This is a genomic window from Bradyrhizobium sp. USDA 241 (assembly GCF_049739505.1).
Taxonomy (GTDB): domain Bacteria; phylum Pseudomonadota; class Alphaproteobacteria; order Rhizobiales; family Xanthobacteraceae; genus Bradyrhizobium; species Bradyrhizobium liaoningense.
Window position 1 is genome coordinate 50,793 of the sequence record NZ_JBMGPZ010000002.1, and the last position, 20,971, is coordinate 71,763.

Annotated in this window: 13 protein-coding genes and 3 pseudogenes; 11 read left to right on the forward strand and 5 right to left on the reverse strand. The window is 65.6% G+C overall.

What is annotated here, in order from left to right; translation table 11 throughout:
* Positions 1-190: 190 nt before the first annotated feature.
* On the reverse strand, positions 191-1,537 hold the full coding sequence (locus ABIF91_RS01220; RefSeq protein WP_424578700.1) for an IS1380-like element ISBdi2 family transposase: 1,347 nt from the start codon (positions 1,535-1,537) through the stop codon (positions 191-193).
* 35 nt (positions 1,538-1,572) lie between these two features.
* Between ABIF91_RS01220 and ABIF91_RS01225 the strand changes: the two genes are divergently transcribed.
* From ABIF91_RS01225 to ABIF91_RS01245, 5 genes and pseudogenes are all read left to right on the forward strand, one after another.
* Positions 1,573-1,713, forward strand: a complete 141-nt coding sequence (locus ABIF91_RS01225; protein ID WP_424579099.1) for a hypothetical protein — start codon at positions 1,573-1,575, stop codon at positions 1,711-1,713.
* 298 nt (positions 1,714-2,011) lie between these two features.
* The gene (locus tag ABIF91_RS01230; protein WP_028181567.1) at positions 2,012-3,007 is read left to right on the forward strand and encodes an NAD(P)H-dependent flavin oxidoreductase; all 996 of its coding nucleotides are present in this window, start codon (positions 2,012-2,014) and stop codon (positions 3,005-3,007) included.
* 25 nt (positions 3,008-3,032) lie between these two features.
* Positions 3,033-4,000 (forward strand): annotated as a pseudogene (locus ABIF91_RS01235) (zinc-binding dehydrogenase).
* Between the two features lie 220 nt (positions 4,001-4,220).
* A complete protein-coding gene (locus tag ABIF91_RS01240; protein ID WP_028181568.1) occupies positions 4,221-5,594 on the forward strand; it encodes a cation-efflux pump in 1,374 nt (457 codons plus the stop codon).
* A gap of 226 nt (positions 5,595-5,820) precedes the next feature.
* Complete coding sequence (locus ABIF91_RS01245) at positions 5,821-8,151, forward strand: PAS domain-containing sensor histidine kinase (RefSeq protein ID WP_028181569.1); 2,331 nt, start codon at positions 5,821-5,823, stop codon at positions 8,149-8,151.
* Positions 8,152-8,199: 48 nt separating this feature from the next.
* On the opposite strand, the gene ABIF91_RS01250 is transcribed toward ABIF91_RS01245, so the two are convergent.
* Positions 8,200-9,093, reverse strand: a complete 894-nt coding sequence (locus tag ABIF91_RS01250) for a LysR family transcriptional regulator (RefSeq protein WP_028181570.1) — start codon at positions 9,091-9,093, stop codon at positions 8,200-8,202.
* Between the two features lie 224 nt (positions 9,094-9,317).
* Here ABIF91_RS01250 and ABIF91_RS01255 point away from each other — a divergent pair, with 224 nt between their 5' ends.
* Positions 9,318-9,791 (forward strand): formate dehydrogenase subunit gamma, encoded by a 474-nt coding sequence (locus ABIF91_RS01255; protein WP_028181571.1) that lies wholly within the window; start codon positions 9,318-9,320, stop codon positions 9,789-9,791.
* A pseudogene (locus ABIF91_RS01260) lies at positions 9,788-10,978 on the forward strand (formate dehydrogenase beta subunit); the annotation flags it as partial. The gene ABIF91_RS01255 and the pseudogene ABIF91_RS01260, both read left to right, overlap by 4 nt.
* On the opposite strand, the gene ABIF91_RS01265 reads toward ABIF91_RS01260, so the two are convergent.
* The gene (locus ABIF91_RS01265) at positions 10,961-12,025 is read right to left on the reverse strand and encodes an IS630-like element ISRj1 family transposase (RefSeq protein ID WP_026192128.1); all 1,065 of its coding nucleotides are present in this window, start codon (positions 12,023-12,025) and stop codon (positions 10,961-10,963) included. The pseudogene ABIF91_RS01260 and the gene ABIF91_RS01265 sit on opposite strands and share 18 nt — an antisense overlap.
* Before the next feature lie 37 nt (positions 12,026-12,062).
* On the opposite strand from ABIF91_RS01265, the pseudogene ABIF91_RS01270 reads away from it, so the two are divergent.
* From ABIF91_RS01270 to ABIF91_RS01285, 4 genes and pseudogenes are all read left to right on the forward strand, one after another.
* A pseudogene (locus tag ABIF91_RS01270) lies at positions 12,063-12,464 on the forward strand (NADH-ubiquinone oxidoreductase-F iron-sulfur binding region domain-containing protein); the annotation flags it as partial.
* 10 nt (positions 12,465-12,474) lie between these two features.
* Positions 12,475-15,348, forward strand: a complete 2,874-nt coding sequence (gene fdhF / locus ABIF91_RS01275; RefSeq protein WP_424578701.1) for a formate dehydrogenase subunit alpha — start codon at positions 12,475-12,477, stop codon at positions 15,346-15,348.
* A gap of 4 nt (positions 15,349-15,352) precedes the next feature.
* A complete protein-coding gene (gene fdhD, locus ABIF91_RS01280; RefSeq protein ID WP_028181554.1) occupies positions 15,353-16,180 on the forward strand; it encodes a formate dehydrogenase accessory sulfurtransferase FdhD in 828 nt (275 codons plus the stop codon).
* Positions 16,170-16,403, forward strand: coding sequence for a formate dehydrogenase subunit delta (locus ABIF91_RS01285; protein ID WP_028181555.1), 234 nt, complete (start codon positions 16,170-16,172; stop codon positions 16,401-16,403). The genes fdhD and ABIF91_RS01285 overlap by 11 nt, the downstream gene beginning before the upstream one ends.
* On the opposite strand, the gene ABIF91_RS01290 is transcribed toward ABIF91_RS01285, so the two are convergent.
* Both ABIF91_RS01290 and ABIF91_RS01295 read right to left on the reverse strand, forming a co-directional pair.
* On the reverse strand, positions 16,360-19,347 hold the full coding sequence (locus tag ABIF91_RS01290; RefSeq protein ID WP_028181556.1) for a bifunctional [glutamine synthetase] adenylyltransferase/[glutamine synthetase]-adenylyl-L-tyrosine phosphorylase: 2,988 nt from the start codon (positions 19,345-19,347) through the stop codon (positions 16,360-16,362). The genes ABIF91_RS01285 and ABIF91_RS01290 overlap by 44 nt on opposite strands.
* Positions 19,344-20,798, reverse strand: coding sequence for a sensor histidine kinase (locus ABIF91_RS01295; protein ID WP_028181557.1), 1,455 nt, complete (start codon positions 20,796-20,798; stop codon positions 19,344-19,346). The genes ABIF91_RS01290 and ABIF91_RS01295 overlap by 4 nt, the downstream gene beginning before the upstream one ends.
* Between the last annotated feature and the right edge of the window lie 173 nt (positions 20,799-20,971).

Below are 20,971 nucleotides of genomic sequence, written 5' to 3' on the forward strand. Positions count from 1 at the left end.
GTATTCCAGAGACTGCGAGGCTAGCCCGTCCTATTCGTGAGAGTGCGGCTTTTGGGCCCGATTGATGCGGCCGCACATCTTGTCTGACGAGGCGCACAGGATTGCCTTCGGCTTTTCGCCGCCTGACGACCGGTACTTTGCAACGCGCTTGAGGGATGGGTTGGGCGAACGGGGGCGGACGCCCCGCCGGTCAAGGACCGAGCGGCAGCAGCAGCGCGCCGGGCAAGCCGCAGATCAGGTCGGCTTCGGGACATGCCGCGGCAAACGCAAGGCGAATGCGGCTCGTGGTCTCGACGACACGGGCGGCGATTTTCAAGAGCCGAAGACGCAGCGTCGCGAACTCGGCAGCGGCCAATTCCCGGGCTTTGGGAATGGCGTCGCGCACGGTCAGCATCAGCCAATAAGCGGCCGTATGGAGCACGAGACGGACCTGGTTGGCGAGCGCCGAACGGCAGCTGGTGCGATCGGAGGCGAGCTGCGTCTTATGCAGCTTGATCAGATTCTCGGCTTGGCCGCGCGCGCAATACAGGCTGTCGTAGATCCACTCGGCCGAGCCGACATCGAGGCTGGTGACGACGAAGCGGATGTCGAGGCCGAGCATCGTCGCCTCAATACGGGCGACAGTGCGCCGTTCGCGATCCCAGGACTTTGCCTTGTGGCGCGTCTCGGTATAGCCACGCAGAACCGGCAGGTTCTCGATGGCGCGTCGCGTGCGGATGTCGTCGGCGACCTCGTCGACTTTTCTGGCGAGAGGCTTGGTGCCGGACAGACCGAAGATGTAGTCGATGCCGTTGGTCTCGCACCACGCCATTGCCTCCGGCCGGGCATAGTGCCCGTCGCCACGGAACGTAATTTGCGTGTTGTGCCATCGCGTCCGGATATGCCGTACCAGGCGGCGCAGATGGGCACGCACCTCGACGCCGCCCGGCGTCTTGCCGGGCCGCAGCACGACGGCCACGGGCCGGCTCTTCTCCGTGTCGTAGACGTGGATCGGCAGGAAGCAGCGTTCGTCATAATGAGCGTTGAACAGCGAGAGCTGCTGATGGCCGTGGACGACGTCGCAGGTATCATCGATGTCGAGCGTGACGGATGCCGGCTCGCGCGGGTAGCTATCCATCCATGCGTCGACCAAAATGTAGGTCAGTCGGATCACGTCGCGCAGGCGCGGAGCATTCTCCAGCCGCGACAGCGTCGGCTGGGAACACAAATCCCGGCCCGTGTCCGGTAGGCGACCGCAGGCCAGCTTGAATGCCGGATCGGACCTCAGATGATCGAGGTCGTCGGCGTCCTCGTAGCCGCAGCAGATCGCGAACATGCGAGCGCGGAACATATCGACCAGGCTGTGCACGACCCGCGTCGGATCGCGCCGATCCGGGAACACCCGGGCCAGATTGTTGGCCAAACCGAGACGCCGCTCGGCCATCGCCAGAAGCATCACGCCCCCGTTCGAGGTTAGGCGCCCACCATCGAAGGCAGCTGTGACTTTCTTGGCGTGAACGGCTGGAAACGAGAAGGGCGGAATCGTATCGTCGGTCATGGCGGGCGTGGCGTTCGCGGTTGGAGGTGATGGGGTTGGCTTCGCAACCGAATCCTACGCCGCAGGTCTATCTCGCGGCGGTCGTCGATGTGTTCAGCCGACGGGTCCTGGCCCATCGCGTCTCGATCACAATGGAGGCGGCCTTCTCCTGGCGATGGCAATGGCGCCCGTCCTGACCGGGCCGAACGTCGACTTAAAACTTTCATCGCAACCTCCAACTTCTTGGTGTTGCGACGACCGCTTGAATCCGCCCTGGATGCCCCGGTCAAGCCGGGGCATGACGATGGAGTTTGAGGAAAGAGCTTGCGCCATCAGGAGCGGCGCATTCGAATTATCCGCCCCACGGAATCCCCCGCCCCTCGCATGGCATCCCGCACTCACCGCACGCCGGCGCAATAGACATTTGCCACCCCCGGCGGCATCCTCCGGCCATCAACCGATAACAGGGCGCCACGCAGGCGGGGGAAACACATCATGTTGCAGACACGGTTCACCAAACTCGTCGGCGTCGAGCACCCGATCGTCCAGGGCGGCATGCAGTGGGTCGGCCGCGCCGAGCTCGTCGCAGCCGTTGCCAATGCCGGCGCGCTCGGCTTCATCACCGCGCTGACCCAGCCGACGCCGGAGGACCTGGCCAGGGAGATCGCGCGCTGTCGCGACCTCACCGACAAGCCGTTCGGCGTCAATCTCACCATCCTGCCCGCGATCAAGCCGCCGCCCTATGCCGAATACCGCGCCGCCATCATCGAGAGCGGCGTCAAGGTGGTCGAGACCGCCGGCAACAAGCCGCAGGAGCATGTCGACGAGTTCAGGAAGCACGGCGTCAAGGTCGTGCACAAATGCACCAGCGTGCGCCACGCGCTCTCGGCCGAACGGATGGGCGTCGATGCCATCTCGATCGATGGATTCGAATGCGCCGGCCACCCCGGCGAGGACGACACCCCCGGCCTGATCCTGATCCCGGCCGCCGCCAACAAGATCAGGATTCCGATGATCGCCTCGGGCGGCTTTGCCGATGCCCGCGGCCTCGTCGCGGCGCTGGCCCTGGGTGCCGACGGCATCAACATGGGCACGCGCTTCATGGCCACCAAGGAGAGCCCGATCCACCAGCTCATCAAGGAGAAGATCGTCGCCAATGACGAGCGCGAGACCGAGCTGATCTTCCGCACCATGCGCAACACCTCGCGTGTGGCGAAGAACGCGATCTCGAGCAAGGTCGTCGCCATGGAGAAGGAGGGCGCGAAGTTCGAGGACATCCGCGAGCTCGTCGCCGGCGCCCGCGGCAAGATGGTCTATGCCACCGGCGATTCCGACGAAGGCATCTGGTCGGCCGGCCAGGTGCGGGGCCTGATCCAGGATATCCCGAGTTGCGCCGAACTGGTCTCCCGCATCGTGCGCGAGGCGGAAGCGATCATCCGCGGCAGGCTGGAGGGCATGATCGTTCATCCGCAACGTGAAGCTGCGGAATAGTCACCGCAAGAAACGAGAGCAATTCATGAAGGCTTACGTCTACGGCCCTGGTGGCGCTACGATTTCCGATGTCGCTCAACCAAAGCCCAAGGGCACGCAGGTGCTGGTCCGCGTCCGGGCCAGCGCCCTGAACCGGGCCGACACGGTCATGCGCAAGGGGCACGCCCATGGGGCGGCCGGCGGCATCGGCACCGTGCTCGGCATGGAATGGGCCGGCGAAGTCGCCGAGCTTGGGCCGAATGCCCAAGGCGTCAAGGTCGGCGACCGCATCATGGGCTCGGGCGGCGCGGCCTTGCCGAATATACGCTGGCCGATCACGGCCGGCTATTCCACGCGCCCTCGAACATGAATTTCGAAGAGGCGGCCACCCTGCCCGTCGCGCTCACGACCATGCACAACGCCGTCGTCACCGTTGGCGGTGTACAGCCAGGCCAGAGCGTGCTGATCCAGGGCGCGAGCTCCGGGGTCGGCCTGATGGCGATGCAGATCGCCAGGCTCAAGGGCGCAAAGCTCGTGATCGGCTCGTCGACCGATGCCGCTCGTCGCAGCCGGCTGAAGGACCATGGCGCCGATCTCGCCGTCGATAGCTCCGATCCCCAATGGGTCGACGAGGTGCTGAAGGCGACGAACGGGGAAGGCGTCGATCTCATCGTCGACCAGGTCTCGGGCAAGGTCGCGAGCCAGAACCTCGCCGCGACGAAGATCAAGGGCCGCATTGTCAATGTCGGCCGGCTCGGCGGCACCCACGCCGACTTCAATTTCGACCTGCATGCGGCCCGCCGCATCGACTATGTCGGCGTCACCTTCCGCACCCGCACCATCGAGGAGGTCCGGGAGATCTTCGAGGAGGTCCGCAAGGACGTCTGGGGCGCGGTGGAATCGCGCAAGCTGCAGCTGCCGATCGACAAGGTGTTCGCGTTCGACGACATCGATCAGGCGTTCGCGCACATGGAGGCGAACAGGCATCTGGGGAAAATCGTCGTGACGCTGTGAAGGTTGCGGCAGTGAGACAAGAACGGAGCGACGCTCTCTACTCTCGTCATGGCCGGGCTTGACCCGGCCATCCACGTCTTTGCCCCTTGCGCAGAAGAACGTGGATGCCCGGGACAAGCCCGGGCATGACGGCGTCGGGGGATATGCTCCTGCAAGTCACTCGCGACTACGGCTGTGGATCGTCGCTTGATGTTCACCCATGGGCTGCTAAATCCCCGCCATGACCTCTCAGCACAGCAAAACCTCGGTCGCCGCGATCTCGATCTTCGCCAGTGGCGGCATGGCGGTGGCCAAGTTCGCGGTCGGGATCGCGATCGGCTCGCTGGCGCTGATCTCCGAGGCCCTGCATTCCTCGATCGACCTGGTCGCGACCATCATCACCTGGGCGGTGGTGCGGGTGTCCGACAAGCCCGCAGACGACGAGCACCATTACGGCCACGGCAAGCTGGAAAGCGTCTCCGCGCTCGGCGTCACCGCCCTGCTCTACGTGCTTGCCGGCGGCATCCTGGTCGAGGCCTATAGCCGGCTAAGCGAGGGAACCCTGCCGCCGACCATTTCGGCCGTGCCGTTCGTGGTGCTGGTGCTCGACATCGCCGTCAATCTCTGGCGCGCCCGCGCCCTGCACCGCGCGGCGCGGGAGACCAGGAGCCAGGCGCTGGCGGCGGATGCGCTGCATTTCGCTTCCGACGTGATGGGCTCGTTCGCCGTGATCGTGGGCCTGATCCTCGCCGGTCTCGGCTTCTGGTGGGGCGACGCGGCGGCGGCCGCGGCGGTTGCCGTGATGATCGCCCTGCTCGGACTGCGCATGGCTGGCTCCACCGTGCAGACGCTGGTCGACCGCGCTCCGGAAGGCGCCCAGGAGAAGGCCACCGCCGCGATCCGCGGCGTACCGGGCGTGATCGACGTCGACCGGCTGCGCGTGCGCATGGTCGGAGCGACCACGTTCATCGACACCATCGCAAAGGTGCCGCGAACCTATCCGATCGACCGCGTCGAGGAGATCAAGCGCAGCGCGCAAATCGCCGTGGACAAGGCGTTCGGCGACGCCGACCTCACCTTCACCGCCGTCCCCGTCGCACGCAACAACGAGACCGTGCGCGACCGCATCATGGTGATCGCGCACAATTCGGGCCTCGCCGTTCACCATGTCACGGTGCACGATCTCGGCGCCAAGCTGACCGTCAGCATCGACCTCGAGGTCGACGCCGACATGCAGCTCGAGGCCGCCCATGATGTCGCGAACACGCTGGAGCGCAACATCCAGGAGGAGTTCGGCGAGGACGTCGAGGTCGACGTTCACATCGAGCCATTGGAACCGGAACTGCCGTTCGGCGTCGACGCCGCACCGGAACGGGTGCAGACCATCGCCGCCGCGCTGGCCGAATTCGCCGGCGAAGGCGAGATCCACGACATCCATAATGTGCGTGTCCGCAACACCGACGCCGGCGAGATCGTCAATTTCCACTGCCGCGCGGCACCGTCGATGAGCGTGATCAAGGTGCACGAGCATGTCGACGCGATCGAGCGCGCGTTGCGGCGTGCGTTCCCGAGCGTGAAGCGCGTGATCAGTCACGCCGAACCGCCACGCGCGTGATGCAGAACGTGCGGGGAGTCGCACGTTCTCGTTTCGGACTCCTCCCGCCCGCGAGTTTGCGGACAGGCGATGCACAAACTGCGCGTTGGATAAGAATAATTTCGCGTTAACGATTCGTTGACTCTCGACAGCCCGCGAAAACTGGATTCAAATCGGTGTGATTCGGAAGCGACGTGGGGCTGCTTCCGAACTTCAGTTGCAAGCTGGTTTTCAGGGGGCCGAAGGCATGTCGCGTGCAGACGCCGCGAACGCATGCGTCCAATCCGATTCGATCAAGGGATTGGCGCAATCGATCGCGAAACCTGCCTATCATCGGCTCCTGATCGCGGAGCCGGCGCTGCGCCGCGCCGTGCCGACACTCATCATCGCATTCCTGATCACGATCTGCCTCGGCGCGTTCGTGCAGGTGGTCGACCAGACGCGGCAGAAGCGGCTGGTGATCAGCCACGACATTTCGGCCCTCGCCGACCTGCTCGCCGAGCGCATCGACCGCCTGACCTCGGTGCGACAGGAACGGCTGAAGAACATCGAGAGCTTGCCGGCGCTGTTGCCGGATCTGATCCCGTCCTGGGGCACGGCCTCGGGCCGCCATGTCATCGTCACCTCGGCCGGCGTCGACCGCCGTATCCTCGCCCGCATCCCGGCCGACAACGACTCCCTCGGCAACGACCGCCTGCTCGATGCGATCACGGCCGCGCAATTGATGGCGGCGCCGCCACGCGATGGCAACGTCTCCGACTTGACGCTGCCGAGCGGCAACGCAGCGATGGCGACCTCGCGGCAGATCAAGTCGCTGCCGGGCTTCGTCACCGTGATCCAGGAGCGCAACGAGCCGATCTGGGGCTCGGACGCCGCGCTCTCGGTGACGCTGTCGGCGACCACCGGCTTCGTCGTCCTGATCCTCGGCTTCGCCTTCCACTGGCAGTCGACCCGCGCCCGCGAGGGCGACATCATCAACGACGCCGTGCGCGGCCGCATCGACACCGCGCTCAACCGCGGCCGCTGCGGGCTGTGGGACTGGGATCTGTCGCGCGGCCGGATCTTCTGGTCGCAGTCGATGTTCTCGATGCTCGGCCTCGACGGCCGCCACGAGCTCCTCACCTTCGGCGAGGTCAACGCGCTGGTGAAGTCCGACGACATCGACCTGTTCGCGATCGCCGACCAGCTCATCTCCGGCGAGATCGACCACATCGACCAGACCTTCCGCATGCAGCATGTCGACGGCCACTGGATCTGGCTCCGCGTGCGCTGCGAGAAGACGCGCGGGGCGACCGATGACAGCGTGCACCTGATCGGGATCGCCGTCGACATCACCGAGCAGAAGAGCCTCGCGGAAAGGACCGTGGAAGCCGACCTCCGCCTGCGCGACGCGATCGAGACCATTCCGGAAGCCTTCGTGCTGTGGGATGCGAGCGATCGCCTCGTGCTCTGCAACTCGCACTTCCAGCGTCTGCACAGGCTGCCCGATACGGCCGTCATTCCCGGCACCTCCTACGAGACCGTGCTCGAGGTCGGCCGCATGCCGGAGGTGCGCACCCGCCACAACGAGACCGCCGCCCAAGGCCCGGGCGCGCGCACCTTCGAGGCGCAGCTCGACGACGGCAGCTGGCTGCACATCAGCGAACGCCGCACCAAGGACGGCGGCTACGTCTCGGTCGGCACCGACATCACCCGCATCAAGGAGCACGAGCAGAAGCTGGTCGACAACGACCTGCGCCTGCGTGCCACCGTCATCGACCTGAAGCGCTCGCAGGCCGCGCTGGAGCGCCAGGCGGTCGAGCTCGCCGACCTCGCCGAGAAGTACCAGCGCGAGAAGACCCGCGCCGAGGAAGCCAACCAGACCAAGTCGAAGTTCCTGGCCAATATGAGCCACGAGCTGCGTACGCCGCTCAATGCCATCATCGGCTTCTCCGAGATCATGGGCTCGGGCATGTTCGGCGAGCTCGGAAGCGAGAGATACCAGGAATACTGCCAGGACATCCTGACCAGCGGCCACTATCTGCTCGAGGTCATCAACGACATCCTCGACATGTCCAAGATCGAAGCCGGCCGCATGAAGCTCGACATGGAAGAGCTCGACCTCTCGAAGACGCTTGTGGAGTCCCTGCGGGTCGTCACCGGCCGTGCGCAGGACAAGCGCCTGACGCTCGACGCCGACATCGCAAAGCCCATCTCCGTCGTCGCCGACCGCCGCGCGACCAAGCAGATCATCGTCAACCTGCTCTCCAACGCCGTGAAGTTCACGCCCGAGGGCGGGCGCGTCGTGGTGCGCAGCCGGCAGCTCGAGGACAGGATCGTGCTGATGATCGCCGATACCGGCATCGGGATCGCGCCACATTCGCTGGCGCGGCTCGGCCGCCCGTTCGAGCAGGTCGAGAGCCAGCTCACCAAGACGTATCACGGCTCGGGCCTTGGCCTCGCGATCGCCCGCTCGCTGGCGCAGCTCCACGGCGGCTCGATGCGGCTGCGCTCCAAGCTCGAGGTCGGCACCGTCGTGCGCGTGACCCTGCCGCGCGACGCGATCAAGGCGGCATCCGGGATATCGGCTGCGGCCTAAACCTCTGCCGCAGGGAAAGTGCCACCTACGCTGCCGACGCGTCAGCTCCTACAATTGCAGCGTCGGCGCCACTTCCCGCGCCACATTGACCAGCGCCGCGATCAGCGGCGTCATCGGATCGCGCTGCGGGATCACCATGCCGATGCTGTAATTGACCTCGGGGTCGACGATCGGGATCGAACGCACCGTATCGGACAGGCCGAGCGTCTCGGCAAGCTTGGCCGGCATCACGCTCGCCCAACGCCCCGTCTTCACATGCGTGAACAGCACCAGCAGCGAGTTCGAGGTCAGCGTCGGCGTCGCCTCCGCGCCGACCGAGCGCAATGCGCGGTCGATGATGCGGCGGTTCTGCATGTCGGGCGTCAGCAGGCATAGCGGCACCTGGCCGACCTCCTTCCAGGTCACCGTCTCGCGGTCGCCGAACATCGCATCCGGCGCGGTCAGCAGGCGATAGCTCTCGTTGTAGAGCGGAATGGTCCGCACCTTGCCAATCGGCTCGTTCTCGATGTAGGTGAGCCCCGCATCGACCTCGAGATTTTCGAGCAGCCCCAGCACCTCGGACGAGGTGGTGGACTGGATGCGGAAGCGCACCTCGGGATGCTTGGCGCGAAACGGCGTCGTCAGCGAGGCGACCATACCGAGCACGGTCGGGATCGCGGCGATGCGGATCTCGCCGGAGAGCTGATGCTTCAGCCCGTTGATCTCGTCGCGCATCGCGCGGGCATCACCCACGATCCGCCGCGCCCAGTCGAGCGCCCGCTCGCCTTCCGGGGTAAATCCCTGGAAGCGAGACCCGCGCTGGACCAGCATCACACCGAGGATCTCCTCGAGCTGCTTGAGCCCGGTCGACATCGTCGGTTGCGTCACGCCGCAGGCTTCCGCCGCGCGTCCGAAATGCCGCTCCTTCGCCAGCGCCAGCAGCAGTTCAAGCTTGTCGATCAACCGGTTATCCCTTCGGATGCTGTGGTGGCATGCAAGCTAGCACGCCCACTCCCCTGCAACACGCAAAAACCGCCTGCGGGAGCGGATTCGATTGCGATTTGAAATCAGGTGATCGCGCTTGCCAATCGATCCGACTTCGCAATCGCAGCACGGGACAGCTTTATTGATCTTCGAATGATTCGAAATAGTTTGGGAGCAGGAAACGCTCTGGTTGAGAATGACAAATGACAGCGGTTCATGATTGGGACGAGACGCGCGGCGCCGAGATCATCGCCGAACATGCCGGGCAGGAAGGCGCGACGCTCGTCATCCTGCATGCGCTTCAAGAGGCGTTCGGCCATGTGCCGGAGGCGGCAATTCCCATGGTGGCGAAAGCACTCAATCTGTCGCGCGCCGAGGTCCACGGCGTGTTCACGTTCTACCATGATTTCCGCCACAAGCCGGCCGGCCGCCATGTGCTGAAGCTGTGCCGTGCGGAAGCCTGTCAGGCCGCGGGCGGCGATGCGCTGGCTGCGCGCGCCGAGGCAAGGCTCGGCGTCTCGCTCGGCAACACCACGGCCGATGATCGCGTCACGCTGGAGCCGATCTACTGCCTTGGCCTGTGCGCGACTGCGCCGTCTGCGATGCTCGATGGCCGCCTCATTGGCCGGCTCGATCAGAAGCGCCTCGATGCGCTGGTTGCGGAGGCGCAGCGATGAGCATCCGCCTGTACGTCTCGCGCGATGCCGGTGCGGTTTCCGTCGGCGCCGACGAGGTTGCCCTTGCGCTGGAGCAGGCTGCAGCCAGGCGCGGCGTTGCAGTGGAGATCGTCAGGACCGGCTCGCGCGGCCTCTACTGGCTGGAGCCGCTGGTCGAGGTCGCGACGCCCCAGGGCCGGATCGCCTTCGGGCCTGTCACCGAGACCGACGTGCCCTCGCTGTTCGCCGCGCTCGCCGGCAACACGCCGCATCTCCTGCGGCTGGGAGCGACCGACGAGATCCCCTGGCTCAAGCGCCAGACCCGCCTCACCTTTGCCCGTTGCGGCGTGATCGACCCGCACTCGCTCGACGACTACCGCGTCCATGGCGGCTACAAGGGCCTCGCGCGCGCGCTCTCGCTTGGCTCGGATGCAATCCTCGACGAAGTCACCGCGTCCGGCCTGCGCGGCCGCGGCGGCGCAGGCTTCCCGACCGGCATCAAGTGGAAGACGGTTGCCCAGGCCAAGGCCGACCGCAAATTCATCGTCTGCAACGCCGACGAAGGCGACAGCGGCACCTTTGCCGACCGCATGATCATGGAAGGCGATCCGTTCCTGGTGATCGAGGGCATGACCATCGCCGGCATCACCGTCGGCGCGTCCAAGGGTTACATCTACATCCGCAGCGAATATCCGCACGCAGTCGAGGCGATGAACGCGGCCATCGTGGCGGCGAGGCGCGGCGGCTATCTCGGCGCGAATATCGGCGGCTCGAAGCGAGCCTTCGATCTCGAAGTGCGCGTCGGTGCCGGCGCTTACGTCTGCGGCGAAGAGACCTCGCTGCTGGAAAGCCTCGAAGGCCGTCGCGGCATCGTGCGCGCCAAGCCGCCGCTGCCGGCGCATCACGGCCTGTTCGGCAAGCCGACCGTGATCAACAACGTGCTGTCGTTCGCCGCCATCCCCTTCATCCTCGCCGAAGGCGCCAAGGCCTATGCCGATTTCGGCATGGGCCGCTCGCGCGGCACGATGCCGATCCAGCTCGCCGGCAACATCCGTTACGGCGGACTGTTCGAGACCGCCTTCGGCGTGACGCTCGGCGAACTCGTCGACGACATCGGCGGCGGCACGTTCACGGGCCGTCCGGTCCGCGCGGTGCAGGTCGGCGGCCCGCTCGGCGCCTACTACCCGGAATCAGAGCTGAGTGATACGGCGGCCTTTGAAACGGCGTTGACGGACCTTTTTCTTGGTCCAGACGAAGGGCTCGGCTCTGTCGTTGTATGCGTTGACGTAGGCATCGATGTGTTCCTGAAGCTGCTTGAGGCTCGTGAAGGAGGTGCCGCTGAGCGACTGCCCCTGCAAGATGGAAAACCATACTTCGACCTGATTGAGCCATGACGCACTTGTCGGCGTGAAATGAAATTGCACGTTGGGGTGGGCCTTGAGCCAGTCCTCGTTCTTTTTATGGGTGTTGAGGTTGTCGAGGATGACGTGAAGCTTGCGGTTCGGAAAAGCCGCGGTGACGCTGTTCATGAAATCGAGAAACTCGACGCGGCGCCGGCGTTTTGAATGGGTCGCGATGATCTTTCCGGTGGCGACTTCGAGCGCCGCAAACAATGTTGTGGTGCCATGCCGCTTGTAATCGTGGCTTTGGCCGGTCAAGGCGCGGCCATTGGGCAACTTCAGATAACCCTGCGCTCGCTCCAAAGCCTGGATCGAGGGCTTCTCGTCCACGCACAGCACAATGGCCTTCGCCGGCGGCGCGACATAGAGGCCGACAACATCGGCGGCTTTGGCCGTAAAGTTCGGGTCGTTGCTCTCGCACCAGGACTTGCGAGCCACCAGGTCAATCTTGTGGCTGCGCAGGAACCGCCAGACATATTGGACATCGACATCGCCCAGCGCCTCGGCCAGCAGGGGGCCGGTCCAGCGCGCAAACCCTTGCGGTGGCGGCTTATCCAGCAGCTTCAGAATCCGCTTGTCGGTCGTCTTCGTATAGATCGGCTGCTTGCCAGGCCGCGGCTTGTCTTGCAGCCCTTCAAGGCCATGGTCGGCATAGCGATGCCGCCAAAGGCTGACAATCCGCGGCTGGACCCCAACTTCCTTGGCGATCGACCGGGTGCTGCGCCCATCCGCCGCCAACAGAACTATCCGCGCCCGCTTCAAATCGCGCTGCAACGTCACCGGTGAGCGACAGCACGCCTCAAGCACCTTGCGATCTTTCCTCGAAAGGTGGACTTCTCTTGCTTCGGGTATCATCCCGACCTTGAATCACGACTCACGTTCCAAGAAAAGTGGGTACTACTTCCCCCGCGCCCTGTTCGACACGCCGTTCGACTACGAAGCCTTCGCCGCGCGCGACGGCCTGATCGGCCATGGCGGCATCGTCGTGTTCGACGACAGCGTCGACATGCGCAGGCAGGCGCGTTTCGCCATGGAGTTCTGCGCCATCGAATCCTGCGGCAAGTGCACGCCATGCCGGATCGGCTCGACCCGCGGGGTCGAGACCATCGAGAAGATCATCAAGGGCGAGCGTGTGAGCGAAAATCTCGCGCTCGTCGAGGACCTCTGCAACACCATGAAATTCGGCTCGCTCTGCGCGCTCGGCGGCTTCACGCCCTACCCCGTGCTCAGCGTATTGAAGCACTTCCGGGAGGATTTCGCGCCGGTCCCGACCACGCTTCAGGCCGCGGAATAGGAGAACGACAATGTCTCTGATCGAAGAAATCGACTTCGGCACGCCGCGCTCGAAATCGGAAACGATGGTGACGCTGACCATCGACGGCAAGGAGGTGACGGTGCCCGAGGGCACCTCCATCATGCGCGCCGCGATGGATGCAGGCCACCAGATTCCAAAACTCTGCGCGACCGACATGGTCGATGCGTTCGGCTCCTGCCGTCTCTGCCTCGTCGAGGTCGAGGGCCGCGCCGGAACCCCTGCCTCCTGCACCACGCCTGTGATGCCCGGCCTCGTCGTGCATACCCAGACCGAGCGGCTGAAGCGGCTGCGCAAGGGCGTGATGGAACTCTATATCTCCGACCATCCGCTCGACTGCCTCACCTGCGGCGCCAACGGCGATTGCGAGCTGCAGGACGTGGCCGGCGCAGTGGGCCTGCGCGACGTGCGCTACGGCTATGAGGGCGAGAACCACGTTTTCGCCAGGACGGACGGCTGCACCAACGACAATTGGATGCCGAAGGACGAGTCCAACCCGTACTTCACCTACGATCCCTCCAAGTGCATCGTCTGCTCGCGCTGCGTCCGTGCCTGCGAGGAGGTGCAAGGCACTTTCGCGCTGACCATCTCCGGTCGCGGCTTCGACAGCCGCGTCTCACCCGGCATGAGCGAAAGCTTCCTCGGCTCGGAATGCGTCTCCTGCGGCGCCTGCGTCCAGGCCTGCCCGACCGCGACGCTGACGGAAAAGTCCGTGATCGAGATCGGCCAGCCCGAGCACTCCGTCGTCACCACCTGCGCCTATTGCGGCGTCGGCTGCGCCTTCAAGGCCGAGATGCGCGGCGAGGAAGTGGTGCGCATGGTGCCCTACAAGGACGGCAAGGCCAATCGCGGCCATTCCTGCGTCAAGGGCCGCTTCGCCTGGGGCTACACCAACCACAAGGAACGCATTCTCAAGCCGTTGATCCGCGAGCGCATCGAGGATCCCTGGCGCGAAGTGTCCTGGGACGAGGCGTTCTCGTTCGCCGCCGCCAGGATGCGCGGTATCCAGAAGAAATACGGCCGCGACGCCATCGGCGGCATCACCTCGTCCCGCTGCACCAATGAAGAGACCTATCTGGTGCAGAAGCTGATCCGCGCCGGCTTCGGCAACAACAACGTCGACACCTGCGCCCGCGTCTGCCACTCCCCCACCGGCTACGGTCTTGCCACCACCTTCGGCACCTCCGCCGGCACGCAGGATTTCGACTCGGTCGAGGAGACCGATGTCGTGGTCGTCATCGGCGCCAACCCGGCCTCCGCTCACCCCGTCTTCGCCTCGCGCCTGAAGAGGCGGCTGCGCCAGGGCGCCAAGCTGATCGTGATCGATCCGCGCCGCACCGAAATGGTGGAATCGCCGCACGTGAAGGCGCTGCATTTGCCCCTGATGCCCGGCACCAACGTCGCGGTCATGACGGCGCTGGCGCATGTCATCGTCACCGAAGGGCTCGTCAACGAAGCCTTCGTGCGCGAGCGCTGCGACTGGAGCGAGTTCGAGGAATGGGCCGCCTTCGTCACCCAACCGCAAAACAGCCCGGAAGCCACCGCCATCCTCACCGGCGTCGATCCCAGGGATCTGCGTGAAGCCGCCCGCATCTACGCGACCGGCGGTAACGGCGCGATCTATTACGGCCTCGGCGTCACCGAGCACAGCCAGGGCTCCACCACCGTGATCGCCATCGCCAATCTCGCGATGGCAACGGGCAATATCGGCCGCCCCGGGGTCGGCGTGAACCCGCTGCGCGGCCAGAACAACGTTCAGGGCTCCTGCGACATGGGCTCGTTCCCGCACGAGCTGCCCGGCTATCGCCACATCTCGGGCGATGCGGTGCGCGAGCAGTTCGAGGCGCTGTGGAACGTCAGGCTCAACCCGGAGCCCGGCCTGCGCATTCCCAACATGTTCGATGCCGCGGTCGAAGGCACCTTCATGGGCATCTACGTGCAGGGCGAGGACATCCTGCAATCCGATCCCAACACCTCGCACGTGGTGGCGGCGCTGTCGGCGATGGAATGCGTCATCGTCCACGATCTCTTCCTGAACGAGACCGCGAACTACGCCCACGTCTTCCTGCCCGGCTCGAGCTTCCTCGAAAAGGACGGCACCTTCACCAACGCCGAGCGCCGCATCCAGCGCGTGCGCAAGGTAATGACCCCGAAGAACGGCATGGCCGACTGGGAGGTCACCATCGGCCTTGCGAAGGCGATGGGCTTCGAGATGAAGTACAGCCATCCGTCCGAGATCATGGACGAGATCGCGGCGCTGACGCCGACCTTCGCCGGCGTCTCCTACGCCAGGCTCGACGAGCTCGGCTCGGTGCAATGGCCCTGCAACGAGAAGGCGCCCGAGGGCACGCCGGTGATGCACATCGACGGCTTCGTTCGCGGCAAGGGCAAGTTCGTCGTGACCGAGTATGTCGCGACCGACGAGCGCACCGGCCCGCGCTATCCCCTGCTGCTCACGACGGGCCGCATCCTCAGCCAGTACAATGTCGGCGCGCAGACGCGGCGCACCGACAACGTGGTCTGGCATGCCGAGGACCGGCTGGAGATCCATCCGCACGACGCCGAGCAGCGCGGCGTGCGCGACGGCGACTGGATGCGGCTGAAGAGCCGCGCCGGCGAGACCACGCTGCGCGCGGAGATCACCGACCGCGTCGCACCGGGCGTCGTCTACACCACCTTCCACCATCCGGACACGCAGGCCAACGTCATCACGACCGACTATTCGGATTGGGCCACCAATTGCCCCGAATACAAGGTCACGGCGGTGCAGGTCTCGCCCTCGAACGGCCCGTCCGACTGGCAGAAGGCCTATGACGCGCAGGCGCGGCACTCCCGCCGCATCGCACCGGCCGAGGCCGCGGAGTAACCGCATGCACGTTCCGGTCCAGGCCACCGACCGCGAGATCTGGCGTGATGGCATCGCATCAGAGGGGACACGGCTGATCCCGGAGGAGACGCCGCTGGCGCTGACCTATAATGGCGGCACCTACGCCGTCATGATGGGGACACCGCAGAACCTCGAGGATTTTGCGGTCGGCTTCAGCGTGAACGAAGGCATCGTCGGATCGGTCGAGGACATTCGCTCTCTCGACGTGGTCCGTCTCGACGACGGCATCGAGCTGCGGATATGGTTGGCATCGGAAGATGCTGCCCGCATTAGCGAGCGCCGTCGCCACGTCGCGGGACCCACGGGCTGCGGCATCTGCGGCATCGAGTCCATTGCCGAGGCGGTGCGGCCGGCGGCCGTGGTGCCGCAGGGGCAGACCTTCACGCCGGAGCAAATCATGGCGGCGATGCAGGCGATCGCGCCCCTTCAATCGATCAACATGCAAACCCGCGCCGTTCACGCCGCCGCGTTCTGGTCCGCCGCAGGCGGCATCGTCGCGCTGCGCGAGGATGTCGGCCGTCACAACGCGCTCGACAAGCTCGCCGGGGCCCTGGCGCGCAGCCGCGCGGATGCGCGCGGCGGCATGGTGCTGCTGACGAGCCGCGTCTCGGTGGAGATGGTGCAGAAGACGGCCGCGATCGGCGCCCCCGTGATGGTCGCCGTATCCGCACCGACCGCGCTCGCGCTACGCACGGCGGAAGCCGCCGGCATCACGCTGATCGCGATCGCGCGGCAGGACGGGTTCGAAATATTCTCGCATGGCAGCCGGATCGTCGCGCGCCATGCCACGGAGGTTGCCGATGTCGCCTGACCGCCTGATCTACATGGCCAACCAGATCGGCAGATTCTTCCAGAGCCAGGGCCATGACAAGGCCGTGCCGGGGATTGCCGAGCACATCAAGAAGTTCTGGGATCCCCGGATGAAGCGCGCGATCTTCGCTCATCTCGATGCCGGCGGTGCGGGCCTCGAGCCTGATGTGCGCGAGGCCATCACCTCGTTGAAGCAGGCGACGTCCCTTCCAGCAGCGCCCTGAACACGCGCCGCACCTCGGTCTGGGTCTCCTTCACCCGCGCCTCCAGCGACGAGAAGTCCGGCGCGTCGCCCGCGCGCGCCATCACGCGCAGGAGGTCGGTGCCGGCGGTCTCCGGCTTGAAGCGCTCGCTGACGCAAAGCCGCAGGATCTGCGTCAGGTCGTGATAGAGCCGCGCCGCGGCACGCAGGATCTCGGTCTCGGACTGCGCGAGCACACCGAGCCTGCATGCATTTTCCAGCACCTGCATGGTGCCGACGTCGAGAATGTCCGGCTTCTCGTGGGCGTGCACGAGCTGGAGATATTGCGCGATGAAGTCGATGTCGACCATGCCGCCGGCGGCATGCTTGATATCCCAGCAATCGGCCTCGCCCTTTTCCTGCGCGATCGCGCGCCGCATGTCGGCGACGTCGTTGGCCGTGATTGCGGGATCGCGGCGGCGGGTCAGGACATCGCGGATGACACGCTCGATCCGCTCCCGGAATTCGGGCGACGCCGACACCACGCGCGCGCGCGTCAACGCCATGTGCTCCCAGGTCCAGGCCTCGGTGGCCTGGTAGTCCGCGAATGAAACGAGACTCGAGGCCACCGGGCCGGCGCGCCCCGACGGCCGCAGGCGCATGTCGATCTCATAGAGCACGCCGTAATTGGTGCGCGTCGTGAAGGCGCTGATCAGGCGCTGGGTGAAGCGCGCGAAATAATGCGCGCCCTGAAGCGATTTCGGCCCGTCGGAGTCCGGATTGTCGCTGTCGAAATCGTAGAGCAGGATCAGGTCGAGATCGGACGAGGCCGTCATCTCGCGGCTGCCGAGCCGGCCCATCGCGATGATCGCGGTCTCCTGCCCCTTGATCCGGCCGTGCTGGGCGGCAAAGCGATCGGCGACGAGGCCATGCACCGTGTGCACGATTCCTTCGGCGACATCGGCAAAGGCGGTGCTCGCCTGCTGCGCCGAAACCGTGCCGGACAGGATGCGCGTGCCGATCAGGAACAGGCTCTCCTGGCCGAACAGGCGCAGGCGATCGAGAAATTCCTCGTAGGAGTCCGCGTCTCGCACGGTGGCCGCGAGCCGGCCCGACAATTCCTGCCTGTCGGGCATGGCGCCGAAGAAGCGCGGATCAATCAGACCATCCATGAGCTGCGGCTGCCGCGCCAGCATTTCGCCGAGCCGCGGCGCCGCCCCCAGCACCAGCGCCACCAGCGCGACGAAATCCCGGTTCTGGCCAAGCAGCGTGATCAGCCGGCCGCCGCGCTGGAGCGCCCCGAGGAAATGATCGAACGCCACGACGGCGCGATCCGGCTCCTCGGCATGGGCAAGGCCGTCGATCAGAGCCGGCACGAATTCGACGAAGGCGCTTCGCGTCGCCTCATTGCGGAATACGCGGTAGTCGCTGGTGATCCAGTCGCGCACGGTCTGCGCGACGGCGGCCGGCTTCTTGAAGCCGAGCGTCGCCAGGTGCTGGAGCAGGCGCGGATCGTCGGGACCCGCACTGTAGTCGAGCGCCGGCAGCCTGGCCGTCCCGGTGGGATCGTCGCCCTCGAACAGTTTTTCGTAGTGACCCTGGACGATCTGAAGCTGGTGCAACAGGTCGCGCGCAAAGGCTTCGCGATCCTGATAGCCGAAGAACCACGCGAAGCGATCGACCGCTTGCCTGTCCTCAGGCAGCGTATGGGTCTGCTCGTCGGCGATCATCTGGAGGCGATGCTCGACCCGGCGCAGGAATTCATAGGCCGTCGTCAGCTCGTCGCGCGCCGCAGAGGTGATCCACTTGCTGGAGGCGAGTACATCGAGCGCCCTAAGCGTCGGCCGCACCCGCAATTCCGGATGGCGGCCGCCCGCAATCAGCTGCTGGGTCTGCGCGAAGAACTCGATCTCGCGGATGCCGCCGCGCCCGACCTTGACGTTATGTCCCTCGACCGCGATCTCGCTCTGGCCACGATAGGTCTGCATCTGCCGCTTCATGTCGTGAACGTCGGCGAGCGCGGCGAAGTCGAGATGCTTGCGCCAGACAAAGGGCGCGATCTCTGCCAGAAGCGCTTCACCCGCCCTGGGATCGCCGGCGCAGGCGCGCGCCTTGATCATCGCGGCGCGTTCCCAGGTGCGCCCTTCCCGCTCGTAATAATGCAACGCGGCGTCCCGCGAGATCGCCACCTGTGTCGAGGACGGATCGGGCCGCAGGCGCAGATCAACCCGGAAGACGTAACCGTCGTAGGTCCGCTGCTGGAGGATGCGCGCCATCCCCTGCGTCACACGGACGAAGAACGGTTGCGGCTCGATGTCCGCCGCCAGCGTTGTCGCATCGGGATCGAAGAACACGATCAGATCGATGTCGCTGGAATAGTTCAGCTCGCCCGCGCCCATCTTGCCCATCGCGAGCACGATCAGCCCGCAGCCCTCTTCGGGTGCCTCCGGATTGGGCGGCGAGAGCTTGCCGCGTGCGGCTTCCTGCCGCAGCAGATATTGCAGCGCCGCCTGCACGGAGGAAACGGCAACATCGGTGAGCGCCGCCGTCACCCGCATCACCGGCCAGACACCGCCAATGTCGCACAGCGCGATCAGCAGCGCGGCCTCCGCCTTCATCCGGCGAAGCAGCCGCATCACCTCGGCCTCGTCAGGAGCCGCGAGCACCGCGCCCCTTACCTCAGCGATTAGTGCGGCGAGATGCGTATCCGGATCGCATTCGAGCAGCCGGATCAGGCGCGGGGCATCGGCGCGCACCAGATCGAACAGATAGGGCGAGAATTCCGCGATCCCGACCAGGATGTTGCGGGCGAAGGGATGGCCCAGGAGCACTTCCAGACGCGCCGATTGGGCCGGCTCGAGCTCGGCCAGCCAGCTCTCGAAACGTCGTTCGTCGGTTGCGGAAGCGGCAATATGGGGAGCCTCCGCGAAACGTGCGGCCAGCCTCTCACCATGCTTGTCCGCGTTTCCCGGCGCGGAGTGGTTCATGCCACCTTCTGTGGCACATCCGGCATTGGCGGAGCAACCCTGTCGCCCGCCCGCGCCGGCAGCACCAGCGTCGCGACAAGACCGGGATGGGCATCGCCCAGCCGCAATTCTCCGCCATGCAGCGTGGCAACAGCCGAGGCGAGGCTGAGGCCGAGGCCGGAGCCCGGCAGCGTGCGGCTCGCCTCCAGCCGGACGAATCGCTCGACGGCATGCTTGCGGTCGCCTTCGGGAATGCCGGGGCCGCGATCGGTGACGCCGAGCAGCACCTGATCGCCCTCACGCCGGGCCTCGATCGTGATCTGCCGGCTATCCATGCTGACCACGGTTCCCGCGGGCTGCGAAGCGGGCTTGCCGTATTTGATCGCATTCTCGACCAGATTGGCGAGCGCCTGGCTGATCAACTCGCGGTTGGCATGAACCGGCGTCGGATCGGCCTTCACCTTCAAGGTCATGCCGTCGTCCTCCGCCAGGGGCTCGTAGAGCTCGTGGATGCCATTGGCGACATCGGCGGCGTCGAAATCGTCCATGTTGCCGCGCGCCTGTCCGGACTCGGCGCGCGCGATCATCAGAAGCGCGTTGAAAGTACGAATCAGCCCGTCGGATTCCTCGATGGTCCGCTCCAGCGCGGCGCGGTAATCGGCCTCGCAGCCTGATCTCGCCAGCGCCTCCTCGGCGCGATTGCGCAGCCGCGTCAACGGCGTCTTGAGGTCGTGGGCGATGTTGTCGGAAACCTCCTTCAGGCCCGCCATCAGCGCCTCGATCCGCTCGAGCATGGCGTTGAGGTTCTCGGCGAGGCGATCGATCTCGTCGCCGCTGCGCCCCACGGGCAGGCGCTCGCTGAGATCTCCGGTCATGATCCGCTGCGCCGTGCCGGTCATGGCGTCGATGCGCCTCAGCACCCTCCGCGCGACGAAAATGCCGCCGGCGAGGCCAAGCACGACCACGATGAGGACCGACCATTGCGCCGCCTTGGCGACGATGCCGAACAGGCGCCGCCGCTCGGCGAGGTCGCGGCCGATCAGCAGGCGGAAGCCGTTTTCCAATTCGGTGACGCGCACCAGCGCGCGATGGTCGCGATCATCCGTATCCTCGATCCGCCGATAGGCGGTCTCCGACCAGCCACGGGTCGCCATCACGCCGGGCGCGAGCGAGCCGACATTGCCGGCAACCGCCTGCCCGGTCGGGGTGGTCACGAGATAAAGGTTCGCGCCCGGGCGCAGCGCCCGATATTCGATCGTCCGCACGAGGCCAAACAGGCCGCGGCGCCCGTAGATCTCGTTGATCTCCGAAGTTTCGGCATTGACCGTCTGCGTGATCTCCTCGGTGATCAGCCGCCGCGTGTTCCAGGCGAAATAGGCCAGCAGCGAGGCCGCGAACATCGCGAACAGCAGCAGATAGACCAGCGTCAGCCGGAACGCCGTGGTGCGGACGAGTTTACCGAATGCCGTCACGGATCATGCATCCAATTTCAACGCCGCAAGTCTGCTATCGCCGAGCATCGTCACTCCTTGCATCCTGCTTTATTTTCAATAACTTGGCTTCATCAACTATCGTCTGTCTTCGCCAAAAATCGCCGACCGCCAGCCGGTCTTGGTAAAAAAGTGGTAAGGCGGCACATCCGCCC

What these genes read in the sequence shown, in the direction of transcription:
- ABIF91_RS01220 (WP_424578700.1), bottom strand. Translation starts at nt 1,537, where the DNA reads ATGACCGACGATACGATTCCGCCCTTCTCGTTTCCAGCCGTTCACGCC.
- ABIF91_RS01285 (WP_028181555.1), top strand. Translation starts at nt 16,170, where the DNA reads ATGTCGCCTGACCGCCTGATCTACATGGCCAACCAGATCGGCAGATTC.
- ABIF91_RS01265 (WP_026192128.1), bottom strand. Translation starts at nt 12,025, where the DNA reads ATGATACCCGAAGCAAGAGAAGTCCACCTTTCGAGGAAAGATCGCAAG.
- ABIF91_RS01255 (WP_028181571.1), top strand. Translation starts at nt 9,318, where the DNA reads ATGACAGCGGTTCATGATTGGGACGAGACGCGCGGCGCCGAGATCATC.
- fdhF (WP_424578701.1), top strand. Translation starts at nt 12,475, where the DNA reads ATGTCTCTGATCGAAGAAATCGACTTCGGCACGCCGCGCTCGAAATCG.
- ABIF91_RS01240 (WP_028181568.1), top strand. Translation starts at nt 4,221, where the DNA reads ATGACCTCTCAGCACAGCAAAACCTCGGTCGCCGCGATCTCGATCTTC.
- ABIF91_RS01245 (WP_028181569.1), top strand. Translation starts at nt 5,821, where the DNA reads ATGTCGCGTGCAGACGCCGCGAACGCATGCGTCCAATCCGATTCGATC.
- fdhD (WP_028181554.1), top strand. Translation starts at nt 15,353, where the DNA reads ATGCACGTTCCGGTCCAGGCCACCGACCGCGAGATCTGGCGTGATGGC.
- ABIF91_RS01290 (WP_028181556.1), bottom strand. Translation starts at nt 19,347, where the DNA reads ATGAACCACTCCGCGCCGGGAAACGCGGACAAGCATGGTGAGAGGCTG.
- ABIF91_RS01230 (WP_028181567.1), top strand. Translation starts at nt 2,012, where the DNA reads ATGTTGCAGACACGGTTCACCAAACTCGTCGGCGTCGAGCACCCGATC.